This is a genomic window from Kerstersia sp. (assembly GCF_052103615.1).
GTDB lineage: Bacteria > Pseudomonadota > Gammaproteobacteria > Burkholderiales > Burkholderiaceae_B > Kerstersia.
Window position 1 is genome coordinate 1 of sequence record NZ_JBQEKA010000033.1, and the last position, 12,423, is coordinate 12,423.

Consider the following 12,423-nt stretch of genomic DNA (forward strand, 5'->3'; position numbering starts at 1 on the left):
TGGCGCGTCGGTAGGTGGCGCCACCCTGGCGTTGGCAAGTATCGAATACTTGCATGTCTTCACCGATATCCTGGGCAGGTGCGTCTTTTTCGATGCCGGCGACGTCAGCGATTCCTTTGGGGATATGCACATGAAGCTGGGCTATGGCGTAGGCGGTGTGGTCCGCACGCCTGCGGGCCCGATCGAGCTGAATCTGGCTTACGGCCAACAGGAGCATGACCTGAGGTTGCACTTTTCGCTGGGGATCGCATTTTGAAAAAGCGACGTTCATTTCTGCGCCGCCTGTTGTGGTGGGGGCTGCCCACGATTGTGCTGTGCGTCATTCTGGTGACCTCGCTGCTTGCCTGGGTGCTGCTGACGCAGGCGGGCACGCGGGCCGCGCTGCGCCTGGCGGTCTCGCAGCTGGACGGCACGGTGGAGGACATCGAAGGGGATATCTGGCATGGCGTGAAGATCGGCAAGCTGGTCTTGAGCCTGCCGGGCGTGGATGTCGATGCGGATGATCTGGTCCTGCGCGGTGAATGGCGCTTCCTGATGGAAAAGCAGGTCTGGGTGCGGGAGTTGTCGGCCAGCCGCCTGAGCGTGGCGCTATCCAGCGAGGATGAAGCCAAGCCAGAGTCCGATGAGCCGGTCGAGGTGGTGTTGCCGGTAGGTATCCGCGTCGATAAATTGGCCATGGGCGAATTTATCCTGACGCAGAATGGCGAACCCTTGCCTGTGACGATCAAGGGGCTGCAAGCCAGTGTGGCTGCCGGTACCGAGGCGCAGCTCAGGCTGAGCAGCCTGGAAATCGGCCATGACATGGCCGATGCCTGGCTGTCCGGCGATGTGCGCCTGGCTAAGCTGGCTGCGCCCTGGCCCATGAAGGTCTCGCTGGATGTGCATGCGCAAGGGCGCGGCAGTGATTCCCCGGTTTGCCTGAAAGAGCTGCCGGGGCGGCCTGCCGATGCCGCTTGCGAAGCCAAGGCCAGCGTGCAGCTGGAAGGTTCGCTGGAGCAATTGGCCGTTGCGCTGCAGGGCAATGCGCCCGGTTTGGCGATAGATGCCAAAACCGAGCTGGCGCTTGAGGCCGCATTCCCCCTGCGGGACGCGGCGCTGTCGCTCACGCTGGCCGATGGTTCGGCGGCCAGCCTGACTGTCGAACTGGACCGCGATACCGGCAGCGCCGTGCAGCGTGACCGCCTGCGGGGCAATCTGCAGGCGCGCCGCCTGGATCTGCGGCTGTTGTCCGGCGGCGCCGTGCCGCCCGGATTGCTGACCATGGATGGCAGCTTCGATGTCACGCTGAGGGATCAAAGCTGGCCGGAATGGCTGGACCTGAAGTTGAACATCGCTGATGCGAGCCGCTGGAATGGTCATCCCCTGAGCGGCAAGGTTGCGGCGCGCGTGGACTTCCCCTGGTCAGATGCCTTGCAGTCCCCCGACTGGATGCAGACCCGCGCCAGCGGCGTGGATGTGGCTTTGGCGCTGGGCAGCGACAAGGTGAGCCTGGCTGGCGGCTGGGGCACACCTCAAGCGGACATGAAGCTGGACGTCGCGCTGGCGCATTTGTCGAACTGGTGGCCAGGGCTGCCGGGCGCGGTACAGGCCAAGGGCACGGTCGGCGGCACCGTGGGCGCGCACCGCGCCCGCCTGGAAGCCAGCTATGCCATGGGCGACCGCAAGAGTACGGCGCTGGGCGAAGCGCCGGTGCAGGCCCAAGTCAATCTGGAAGGAGGCTGGGGCAGCGGACGCGGCTTCCAGCCCACCCTGACCGGCTGGCGCGGCACGTTGCGTGAGTTGAACGTGGCCCACGCGGGCCTGAGTGTTGCTTTGCAGCGCGCCATGGATGTGGCTTTCATGCCCGATGCTGGCGCCAAGCAGTGGCAATGGCAAGTCGGGGCCACGGCGCTGCGGCTGGGCTTGCCGCGCCGCCAGGCGCTGGAACTGGAAAGCCTGGGCGCGCGCGGCGGCGGCGCCCGCTGGCAGACGGCCGGACGGATAGACGCGCTGGCCTTGAATCGTGACTGGATCATGTCTGTTCTGAGCCTGGCCGAGATCAGCGACGAGCCGGAAGCCCTGGGGCTGTTGCGCAACCTGGTGCTGGATGGCGCCTGGGATCTGCGGTTTGACCGGACGCTGGGCGGGCAGGTATCCATCGCCAGGCGCTCGGGGGATATCGTGTTGCCTGGCGGTTCGGGCAAGGCGGTCGGCCTGGAAACGCTGGGCGTCAAGGTGGAGCTGACGCCGGGGCGAGGACACGACAGCCGGGCGCATGCGAGCCTGGCCGTGAGCAGCAAGCTGCTGGGCGGCGTGCAGGCCGAAGCGGATACGACGCTGGGCGTGCGCGATGGCGTGCCGGCGCTGGCACCGGACACGCGTATCAACGCCTCTGTGCAGACCGATAAGCTGGATCTGGCGTGGGTGAACATGTTTGCCGGCGATGCTCAGGAAATCAATGGCGAATTGACGGCCAACCTGACCGCGCAGGGCTCTTTGGCTGGCGATTGGAAATTGCAGGGCGGCGTGACGGGCCAGAAACTGCGCGTCGTGCGTATCGACGATGGCATCCGTTTGCTGGATGGCACGTTGGCCCTGCGGATTGAAAATGATGTCGTGATTCTGGATAGCCTGCGTTTCCCGGCCGTGCTGCGCGTGACGCCGCCGGAGTGGCGCACGCGTACCTGGATTACCGAAGAGGCGGACGCGCAGAACGGTTTCCTCAATGTCTCGGGGCGTTGGCGCCTAACGGATTCCGCTGGCCGTCTGCAGGTCGAGCTGTTCCGCTATCCCATCGTGCAGCGTAATGACCGCTACGCGATGTTCTCCGGCAAGATTGATGTGGACGCCGCCTTGCCCAAGGTGGATATCACCGGCAAGATCGTGGCCGATGCTGGCTGGGTCAGTGCGGACATGCTGTCCGCCGTGCCGACGCTGGATGATGATGTGCATGTCATGACCTCAAAGGCGCCGCACGTGGAAAGCGAAGCCGGTCTGGATATCTCCATGGATCTGGTGGTGGACCTGGGGCCGCGTTTCTATCTGACCGGGATGGGGATTGATTCCGGCCTGACGGGTTCGTTGCGCCTGATGATGAAGAACGGCCAGCTATCGGCAGCCGGCACCTTGCGCACGCGTGGCGGACGCTTTGAGGCCTATGGCCAGAAGCTGCAGCTGACGCGGGGCAATATTACGTTCCAGGGCATGCTGGACAATCCGCTGCTGGATATCGAAGCCTTGCGTCGGGGCGAAACCGTGGAGGCCGGGGTGAAGGTGACCGGCACCGCGCAGCGGCCGCGCATCACGCTGGTGTCCTATCCGAACGTGAGCGAAGTGGAAAAACTGTCCTGGCTGATTCTGGGCCGCGGGCCTGACCAAAGCGGTAACGATGCCGCGCTGCTGCTGGCGGTCGGCGCGTCGCTCTTCAGCGGCGGCACGCCGATGTACAAGCAACTGGGGCTGGATGACGTCGGCATCAAGTCGGGCGCCATGGGAACGGCGGGCAGTCTGCTGCCGGATACCACGGTTGCCAGCCAGGCGTCGGGCAATGACGATAGCGTGGAAAACCAGTTCCTGGTGGCCAGCAAGCGCTTCTCGGACGGCCTGGCGTTGACGGTGGAGCAGGCCTTGTCCGGCTCCGGCTTGGTGGCGCGCCTGAGTTACTGGATTTCGCGCCGCTTGTCGGCGGACTTGCGGGTCGGCGAAGTCAACGGCCTGGGCCTGACCTACCGCCGGACTTATCAGGAATAAGGGAGGGATGCCGGTAGTGCCCCCGGCATCAGAATGCGGTGAGCCTGCGCGAAAAGGGGCGCGCGGGCTCACCGCTGCCTGCCACAGTCGCTACAATGCGAGGTTAATCAAGGAGCACGACAGAATGAGCATCAAGAGCGACCGCTGGATTCGCGAACAGGCCGCGCTGGGGATGATTGAACCCTATGAGCCGGGCCAGGTGCGCGAAGAAGATGGCAAGCGTATCGTGAGCTATGGAACCAGCAGCTATGGCTATGATGTGCGCTGCGCCAACGAATTCAAGATCTTTACCAATATCAACTCCACGATCGTCGATCCCAAGTCTTTCGATGAGCGTTCGCTGGTGGATTTCAAGGGAGATGTCTGCATCATCCCGCCGAACTCCTTCGCGCTGGCGCGTACGATGGAATATTTCCGCATTCCGCGCAATGTGCTGACAATCTGCCTGGGCAAGAGCACCTATGCGCGTTGCGGCATCATCGTGAACGTGACGCCGCTGGAGCCGGAATGGGAAGGGCATGTCACGCTGGAGTTCTCCAATACGACGCCGCTGCCTGCCAAGATTTACGCGGGTGAAGGCTGCGCCCAGTTTTTGTTCCTGGAAAGCGATGAGGTGTGTGAAGTGTCCTATCGTGACCGGGGCGGCAAGTATCTGGGCCAGCGTGGCGTCACCTTGCCCCGCACCTGATTTGCAGGACTGTTTTTTCAAAGAGTGTCAAGGCGCAGCGGCTGGGCCATTGTGCTGTTTTGAGCGTGTTCCGTGCTCGTTTTGAAGTCCTGTTCCCCGCAGGAGCAGGCCATACCATTTCCCGCTGCCATCTCATCATTTTTGATGCGATGGCATTTTTCCTTGGAGTGTGTCGGTAACATGCGACGCCCAGGATGAATTCGCGCCGCGCTTCATCCGTGGGTAGTCCGCAGGCTGTACACTCGCCCCGTTTTTTCCTGCAGCCGGGAGCGCCCGATGAAATTCCGTTTTCCCATTTTCATCATTGATGAAGACTACCGCTCCGAGAATGTGTCGGGGCTGGGCATCCGCGCCCTCGCCGACGCCATAGTGGCCGAAGGCGTAGAGGTCATCGGTGTGACCAGCTACGGCGATCTCAGTTCGTTCGCCCAGCAGCAAAGCCGTGCCAGCGCCTTCATTCTGTCTATCGACGACGAGGAGTTCGACGTTGACTCCCCGGAAGACGTTGCCAGCGCCATCAAGAATTTGCGGTCATTCATCGGCGAGCTGCGCTTTCGCAATGCCGAGATACCGATTTATCTCTATGGTGAAACGCGCACGTCCGAACATATTCCGAATGACATCCTGCGTGAACTGCACGGCTTCATTCATATGTTCGAAGATACGCCGGAGTTCGTGGCCCGCCACATCATCCGCGAAGCGCGTTCCTATGTCGAAAGCCTGGCGCCGCCGTTCTTCCGTGAACTGGTCGATTACGCCCAGGATGGCTCCTATTCCTGGCACTGTCCGGGCCACTCCGGCGGCGTGGCCTTCCTGAAGAGTCCGGTGGGGCAGATGTTCCACCAGTTCTTCGGTGAAAACATGCTGCGCGCCGACGTTTGCAATGCCGTGGATGAGTTGGGCCAGTTGCTGGACCACACCGGCCCGATTGCGGAATCCGAGCGCAATGCGGCGCGCATTTTCCATGCCGACCATTGCTTCTTCATCACCAACGGCACCTCCACCTCGAACAAGGTGGTCTGGCATGCCAACGTTGCCGCGGGCGACGTAGTTGTGGTGGACCGCAATTGCCACAAGTCCATTCTGCACGCCATCACCATGACGGGCGCCATCCCGGTGTTTCTGCGGCCTTCGCGCAATCACCTGGGCATCATCGGCCCGATTCCGCTGGAAGAATTCGACCCGGAAAACATCCGCCGAAAGATTGAAGCCAATCCGTTTGCCCGCGAAGCGGTCAACAAGCGGCCGCGCATCCTGACGCTGACGCAAAGCACCTATGACGGTGTGATCTACAACGTCGAGATGATCAAGGAAGTCCTGGGCAACGAAATCGACACGCTGCATTTCGACGAAGCCTGGCTGCCGCATGCCGCCTTCCACGAGTTCTATCGCGACATGCACGCCATCGGCCCGGATCGTCCGCGTACCGAGAACGCCATGGTGTATGCCACGCACTCCACGCACAAGCTGCTGGCGGGCTTGTCGCAGGCGTCGCAGATCATCGTGCAGGAGTCGCAGACACGCACTCTGGACCGCAATCTGTTCAATGAAGCCTATCTGATGCATACCTCCACTTCGCCGCAATACGCGATCATCGCGTCCTGCGATGTGGCGGCGGCGATGATGGAGCCGCCGGGCGGCACTGCGCTGGTCGAAGAAAGCATTCGCGAAGCCATGGATTTCCGCCGCGCCATGCGCAAGGTGGCATCGGAGTACGGCAAGAACGACTGGTGGTTCAAGGTTTGGGGGCCGAACCGCCTGGCCGCTGAAGGCATAGGCAACCGCGACGACTGGATACTGGAATCCGGCGCGGCCTGGCACGGCTTTGGCGATCTGGCGCCGGGTTTCAATATGCTGGATCCGATCAAGGCCACGATTGTGACCCCGGGCCTGGATATTTCCGGCCGCTTCGACGAAACCGGGATTCCGGCGGTAATCGTGTCGCGCTACCTGGCCGAACACGGCGTGGTCGTCGAAAAAACGGGCCTGTATTCGTTCTTCATCCTGTTCACCATCGGCATTACCAAGGGCCGCTGGAATACGCTGCTGACCGCCTTGCAGCAGTTCAAGGACGATTACGACCGCAATCAGCCGCTGTGGCGCGCCATGCCTGATTTCTGCCGCAACCATCCGCGCTATGAGAGCCTGGGCGTGCGTGACCTGTGCCAGCAGATTCATGTGGCCTACCGCGCAGGCGATATCGCCCGCCTGACCACGGAAGTCTATCTGAGCGACATGGAACCGGCGCTCAAGCCCTCGGACGCTTTTGCCCGCATGGCCCACCGCGAGATCGAGCGCGTGGAGCTGAGCGAGCTGGAAGGCCGGGTGACGGGCGTGTTGCTGACGCCGTACCCGCCGGGCATCCCGCTGCTGATTCCGGGCGAGCGTTTCAACCGCACCATTGTGGATTACCTGTTCTTCTCGCAGGAATTCAATGCGCGCTTCCCAGGCTTTGGGGTCGATATCCACGGCTTGGGTTCCGAGGTGCGTGAAGATGGTTCGGTGCGCTATTACGTGGACTGCATCCGGGAACGCGAGTGACGGAACAGTCAGGCATGGCCCCGGCTGCTGCGGGTCGGGGGCAGCCGCAATTCGATGTTGCCGTTTTGGGCGCGGGGGCGGCGGGCATGATGTGCGCTGCCGTGGCGGCCCAGCGTGGCCGCCGGGTGGTGCTGATCGACCACGCCTCCCGCCTGGCAGAAAAAATCCGCATTTCTGGCGGCGGGCGCTGCAATTTCACCAATATGGGCGCAGGCCCGGCCAATTATCTGTCTGCTAATCCGGCCTTTTGCCGTTCGGCGCTGGCCGGCTATACCCCGCAGGATTTTCTGGGGCTGGTGCGCAGCCACCGCATCGGCTGGCATGAAAAGCACAAGGGCCAGCTGTTTTGTGACGATAGCAGTGAAGACATTATCCGCATGCTGCGCGCCGAGTGCGATCAAGGCGGTGTGCGCTGGCGCATGGAAACCCGCGTGGCTGGCGTGCGCACGGATGGCGATGCGTTTGCGCTGGATACCAACGCCGGCGTCATCACGGCCGGGCGGGTGGTGGTCGCGACGGGGGGCATGGCCATTCCGCAGCTGGGCGCCACCGATTTCGGCCTGAAGCTGGCGCGGCAGTGGGGCTTGAAAATTATTGAGCCGCGTCCGGCTCTGGTGCCGCTGGTGTTTGATGCGGCTGACTGGAAACCGTATGCCGCCCTGGCGGGTGTCGCGGTCGAAGTCGGCATCGCGACGGGGCCAGCCAAACAAGGTGGGGCTTTTCTCGAAGATTTATTGTTTACCCACCGCGGGCTATCCGGCCCGGCCGTGCTGCAAATTTCCAGTTTCTGGGAACCGGGCGCGCCTATCAGTGTGGATCTGGCGCCTGCGCTGGACATGGAAGCCGAGTTGCTGGGCGCTAAATCCGGCAGCCGCCAGCAGTTGGGCACGGTATTGGCGCAATTGTGGCCACGGCGGCTGGCGGAACACTGGCTGTCTGCGCAGGCGGGTCTGCCCGAAGCTTTTGCAGCGCGTCTGGCGGATGTGCCGGACCGCCAATTGCGCCAGCTGGCCCAGGCGATTCAAGACTGGCGCCTGGTGCCTTCGGGCACGGCTGGCTACAAGAAGGCTGAAGTGATGCGCGGCGGCGTTGACACGCGGGAACTCAATCAGAAAACCATGGAAGCGCGGCGCGTGCCTGGCGTGCATTTCATCGGCGAAGCCGTGGATGTCACGGGCTGGCTGGGCGGGTACAACTTCCAGTGGGCCTGGGCTTCGGCCGTGGCTTGCGGCAAGGCTGTCTAGCGCTTGCGCCGCCGGGCCAGGCACCGGGCACGGCGGGGTATCCCCGCATCAGGTTACGAAACGATACGGATAGCGGGCGTAGCCGTTCAGACAGGATTGTTTTTATTAATGCGAAGCATTATTATTAACATGAATGTGCCTTGAACCTGTTCCGTGACCCAGGGGTAACCATGCATCAACCGTCCATGTTGGCTGAAACATCGTTTCCCGAGCGCTGCCCGCTGGATCCCTGGCGCCGTCTGACCGAGCGCGGCGACCGTGCCTTGGCGCGCGGCGACGGCCATTCCGCCATGACGCAATACCGTGCGGCGCTCAGTCTGGCCGACGCATGTTTCCCCCATATTGCAGATGCGGAAGCCGGCGCATCAGCGTTGTTTGCTTCCCACCGCAATCTTGCGCGGCTTTATGAAAGCCTGGGTCACTGCGACATGCAGATCGAACATGCTTGCGTGGCGTATGAAATCCTGGCTGAGGCAGCCCATGATGGCGCGCTGGCCCCAGGCTGGCGCGAGGCCTCGGTCCGCTGGGGCACGCTTGCCAAAGGGGTGCTGGCAGAGTTGCGGGGGCGCTTCCCTGGGCATGAACGTCTGCTAGCCTTGACCCTGCACTGATTAGGGCCGTCTAGGTCATTTTCCTGTTGATCGCGTATGCTTAAGGGTATGCGGCTGCTTGTCCGTTTGTGCGGATGAGTGGACGTTATGCCCCGGATTCTGCCATTATTGCAATGGCAAGAAGAGCAACGTTGCTGTAGTCCTGGAAGGGCGCACCGCGCCGGTCCAGCAGGCTGCGGCGGTAAAACAGGAGAATTCAATGGCTTATACCCTTCCCCCCCTTCCTTATGCTTACGATGCACTGGAACCGCACATCGACGCGGAAACGATGCAGATCCACCATACCAAGCATCACCAGACCTACATCAACAACGTGAATGCCGCGCTGGAAGGCGCCGGTATCGCCGAGCAGCCAGTGGAAGACCTGCTGCGCAATTTCTCCAGCCTGCCGCAAGCCGTGCAGGGCGCGGTGCGCAACAATGGCGGCGGTCACGCGAACCACTCGCTGTTCTGGACTGTCATGTCCCCCAATGGCGGCGGCGAGCCCACCGGCAAGCTGGGCGACGCCATCAAGAAAGATCTGGGCGGCTTTGACGCTTTCAAGGACGCCTTCATCAAGGCAGCACTGACGCGCTTTGGCAGCGGCTGGGCCTGGCTGACGGTGGACAAGGCCGGCAAGCTGGCTGTGGAAAGTAGCGCCAACCAGGATAGCCCCCTGATCGACGGCCGTACCCCTATCCTGGGCCTGGACGTCTGGGAGCACGCTTACTACCTGAAGTATCAGAACCGCCGCCCCGAGTACATCGGTGCTTTCTTCAACGTGGTGAACTGGGCCGAAGTGACCCGCCGCTACGAAGAAGCTCTGGCCGCCTGATGATGATTGCGCCTGCGCCGCTGACGGCGCAGGCGCAAGCGGGCATAGTTCCCGTCCAGCCATGCCCGGCTCAATGCCGGGCATGGCTTTTTCTTGCCGGCGTGACAGGCCTATCCTGTATGATCGCGGCTTGATTTCGAGATTACCGCCAAGAGGTGCCCAAGCATGCATATACCTGACGACAGACGATACGCCGCGACCCATGAATGGATTCTGCGTGATGGCGACAGCTGTATTGTGGGTATTTCCGACCCCGCGCAAGATCAGCTGGGCGACGTCGTGTATGTTGGCGATGTGCCGGTCGGGCAATCCCTGCAGGCCGGCCAGGTAGCCGGAGTGGTGGAATCCGTGAAAGCCGCGTCGGACATTCACGCGCCGGTGGCGGGGCGCGTCATTGAATTCAATGACACGCTGGCAGCAGATCCATCCGGCCTGAATAGCGATCCCTACACGACCTGGATTTTTCGTATCGTGCCCGATGCCATCGAGGATATCGACACGCTGCTGGATGCGGCAGGCTATGGCGCTGTGGCCAGCGGCAGTTGAAACGGCTTTGGGCGCAGACGCGGCAACTCAGGCCGGATGCGCGGGAAGCCTATAAAAAAAGCCTGATCTGGGAAGATCAGGCTTTTTTATGGTGCCGCCAAATGCTGGCGGCACTTTGCTTTTACGGCTGGGCGGGTTCGACCTGCTCTTCCTCGAAGCGGAATTCTTCCAGTTCGGGCGCGCTGTTTTGCGAGAAGTCAGGCGTGTCGATACCGCTGGCCAGCATGCCGAGCAGCAGAGGAATCATGAACGGCGGGACTTCCTCGCCATTGATGACCAGGCTGCCCTTTTCGAAGGTGACATAACCCGTGTACTTGCCGTTGTCGGCCAGGGACAGGGCGCCTTCTTCGACCAGGCTCTCCAGCGTGGCCGGCAGGGTTTCGTCAACGGTTTGCTTGGCGGCTTCCGGGCTGGCGCCATCGAGCACCAGGAAACGCTGATAAGCATCCGCCACCATGTTCTTGTCGAGCGTCAGCGTGGCGTGAATGCGTTGCAGAATTTCCGGGCCGGGCCGGGCCGGGTTTGCCGGTGCGGCGGTGTCAACGGCCAGTTCGATCGCCGATTGGCCGGCGGCGTTGGTGGCATTGAGCGTCACCAGCAGCTGCGGGGCTTGCTTGAGCAGGCCGATCAGGTTTTCCTGAACGCCGGGCATGCTGAGGATTTCGGCCGGATCCGTGATGTTGCGCAGCTTACCGCTGTCCATCAGCTCTTCATACGTCTTGCTGAGGCCTTGCAGGGCGGCGCCATCCAGACGGTTGATGCGGGCGTCCAGAACGACATCGCCGAACTGCTGCTGGCCGACAGTGATGCCATTGACCGTGTAGATAGCGTTCGCGTTGAATGCGTTCTTGCCTTCCAGTGCCACACCGGATTTGACTTCGATGCGCTTGACCAGAATGTTGCGGTCGGTATCGCCGTCGATGTTTTCAATGGCGATGCCATCCACGGACAGCGAGCTTTCGCCCACGCCGATTTCAAACGCGCTGCGCTGGGTCTTGGCAGTGAAGTCCATCTTGCCGAAGGCCAGCTGGAAGGGGTTGGCTTCCTGCGGGGCAACGACCTTAAGGCCCGCGCTGCCGCCCTTGGCATCCCATTCCTGGCCGTCGGTCGAGGCTGTGCCAGCCAGGCTCAGGCCGGCAAAGTCAATCGTAACGTCATCGGCCGTGTGCTTGAAGGGCGAGATGCTCCAGTCAAAGGTGATGCTGTCACCAAAACCGATGCGGGTATAACCGATGAACGGTTCCTTGTCGCCGAAGTAGGTCTTGAGCTTGGTCGCTTTGGGGTCATTGGTATCCACGGTCGTCTGGCTGAAGGCCAGTGCCGGCGCGAACATGCCGTGGCTCAGGGCCGCCCAGGGCAAGGGGCCGTGGCTGATGGCATCATGCAGCGTCAGGGTTTCTTCCTGGCCGCGGATGCCGACAAGGTAACGCGCTTCGCTGGAGAAAATGCCGCGCTCATAGCTGGCCTTTTCAATGTAGGGCGGCGAGTCGATGCCATTCAGGGCAAACTCCGATGCCAAACGGGTATTCAGGCGCGTGATCTGGGTATCCACCATCTTTTCGATCTTGGTGCCGATATACCAGGAGCTGCCGACATAGGCGACGGCCAGTACGCCGACAACGGCGATGGCAATGGGGGTTTTCTTCATGGTCGAAGGGGTTCCTTGTTGCGGAGATTGAGTTCCGGATGGCTATCAGGGGGCTGTCGGCGGCGCATTGCGCTCATAGACGACAAAGTCGTATTCATAGCCATTTTCAGTTTGCCGTTCACTGCGAGATGTTTCTTTCCACTCGCCCGCCGGCAGCGGGGGGAAGTAGGCATCGCCTTCGATGCTGGCGCGGACTTCGGTGGCAACAATGCGCCGGGCAAGGGGCAGGGCGAGCTGGTAGATTTGTGCGCCGCCGATGATATAAGGCGATGCCCCTGCAGCGCAAGCTGCCAAAGCGGCTTCCAGTGACGGATAGACGCTGGCGCCGGCGGCCTCGTAACAAGAGTTACGGCTGATCACAATATTCTGCCTGCCGGGCAAGGGACGTCCCAGGGATTCCCAGGTGTTGCGGCCCATGATGATGGGCTGTCCCAGGGTGGTACGTTTGAAGTGCGCCAGGTCGCCCGGCAGCCTCCAGGGCAGGGTATTGTCGCGTCCGATGACGCGGTTGGCGGCATAGGCCACGATAAGAGTGGGGGCGGCGGGCAGGGCGGGCATCAGGTGTCTCGTCGTGCAGGGGAAGCTGGGGTTCAGGCGGGCCG

At 62.1% G+C, this 12,423-nt stretch carries 10 protein-coding genes; 8 read left to right on the top strand and 2 right to left on the bottom strand.

What is annotated here, in order from left to right; all coding sequences use genetic code 11:
• From ACTJGZ_RS08940 to ACTJGZ_RS08975, 8 genes are all read left to right on the top strand, one after another.
• Window positions 1-256 (top strand): BamA/TamA family outer membrane protein (locus tag ACTJGZ_RS08940; RefSeq protein WP_441662585.1); only part of this gene is annotated, 256 nt, incomplete at its 5' end.
• Window positions 253-3,729, top strand: a complete 3,477-nt coding sequence (locus ACTJGZ_RS08945) for a translocation/assembly module TamB domain-containing protein (protein WP_441662586.1) — start codon at window positions 253-255, stop codon at window positions 3,727-3,729. The genes ACTJGZ_RS08940 and ACTJGZ_RS08945, both read left to right, overlap by 4 nt.
• A 124-nt stretch (window positions 3,730-3,853) precedes the next feature.
• Window positions 3,854-4,417 carry a dCTP deaminase gene (dcd, locus tag ACTJGZ_RS08950; RefSeq protein ID WP_441662587.1) on the top strand — a complete coding sequence of 188 codons (564 nt, stop codon included), beginning with the start codon at window positions 3,854-3,856 and terminating at the stop codon, window positions 4,415-4,417.
• Between the two features lie 276 nt (window positions 4,418-4,693).
• Complete coding sequence (locus ACTJGZ_RS08955; protein WP_441662588.1) at window positions 4,694-6,958, top strand: Orn/Lys/Arg decarboxylase N-terminal domain-containing protein; 2,265 nt, start codon at window positions 4,694-4,696, stop codon at window positions 6,956-6,958.
• 14 nt (window positions 6,959-6,972) lie between these two features.
• Complete coding sequence (locus tag ACTJGZ_RS08960; protein ID WP_441662608.1) at window positions 6,973-8,202, top strand: NAD(P)/FAD-dependent oxidoreductase; 1,230 nt, start codon at window positions 6,973-6,975, stop codon at window positions 8,200-8,202.
• A 185-nt stretch (window positions 8,203-8,387) separates the two neighbouring features.
• On the top strand, window positions 8,388-8,813 hold the full coding sequence (locus ACTJGZ_RS08965) for a hypothetical protein (RefSeq protein WP_441662589.1): 426 nt from the start codon (window positions 8,388-8,390) through the stop codon (window positions 8,811-8,813).
• 199 nt (window positions 8,814-9,012) lie between these two features.
• Window positions 9,013-9,627, top strand: coding sequence for a superoxide dismutase (locus tag ACTJGZ_RS08970; RefSeq protein ID WP_441662590.1), 615 nt, complete (start codon window positions 9,013-9,015; stop codon window positions 9,625-9,627).
• A 165-nt stretch (window positions 9,628-9,792) separates the two neighbouring features.
• Window positions 9,793-10,173, top strand: coding sequence for a glycine cleavage system protein H (locus tag ACTJGZ_RS08975; protein WP_441662591.1), 381 nt, complete (start codon window positions 9,793-9,795; stop codon window positions 10,171-10,173).
• A gap of 121 nt (window positions 10,174-10,294) precedes the next feature.
• Here ACTJGZ_RS08975 and ACTJGZ_RS08980 read toward each other — a convergent pair whose 3' ends face one another.
• Both ACTJGZ_RS08980 and ACTJGZ_RS08985 read right to left on the bottom strand, forming a co-directional pair.
• On the bottom strand, window positions 10,295-11,821 hold the full coding sequence (locus ACTJGZ_RS08980; protein ID WP_441662592.1) for a YdgA family protein: 1,527 nt from the start codon (window positions 11,819-11,821) through the stop codon (window positions 10,295-10,297).
• A 45-nt stretch (window positions 11,822-11,866) separates the two neighbouring features.
• Window positions 11,867-12,370, bottom strand: a complete 504-nt coding sequence (locus ACTJGZ_RS08985; protein ID WP_441662609.1) for a dihydrofolate reductase — start codon at window positions 12,368-12,370, stop codon at window positions 11,867-11,869.
• Between the last annotated feature and the right edge of the window lie 53 nt (window positions 12,371-12,423).

Bases quoted from the DNA above. Each gene is read 5' to 3' on its own strand.
- dcd (WP_441662587.1), top strand. From the start codon at position 3,854: ATGAGCATCAAGAGCGACCGCTGGATTCGCGAACAGGCCGCGCTGGGG.
- ACTJGZ_RS08980 (WP_441662592.1), bottom strand. From the start codon at position 11,821: ATGAAGAAAACCCCCATTGCCATCGCCGTTGTCGGCGTACTGGCCGTC.
- ACTJGZ_RS08965 (WP_441662589.1), top strand. From the start codon at position 8,388: ATGTTGGCTGAAACATCGTTTCCCGAGCGCTGCCCGCTGGATCCCTGG.
- ACTJGZ_RS08970 (WP_441662590.1), top strand. From the start codon at position 9,013: ATGGCTTATACCCTTCCCCCCCTTCCTTATGCTTACGATGCACTGGAA.
- ACTJGZ_RS08955 (WP_441662588.1), top strand. From the start codon at position 4,694: ATGAAATTCCGTTTTCCCATTTTCATCATTGATGAAGACTACCGCTCC.
- ACTJGZ_RS08975 (WP_441662591.1), top strand. From the start codon at position 9,793: ATGCATATACCTGACGACAGACGATACGCCGCGACCCATGAATGGATT.
- ACTJGZ_RS08960 (WP_441662608.1), top strand. From the start codon at position 6,973: ATGGCCCCGGCTGCTGCGGGTCGGGGGCAGCCGCAATTCGATGTTGCC.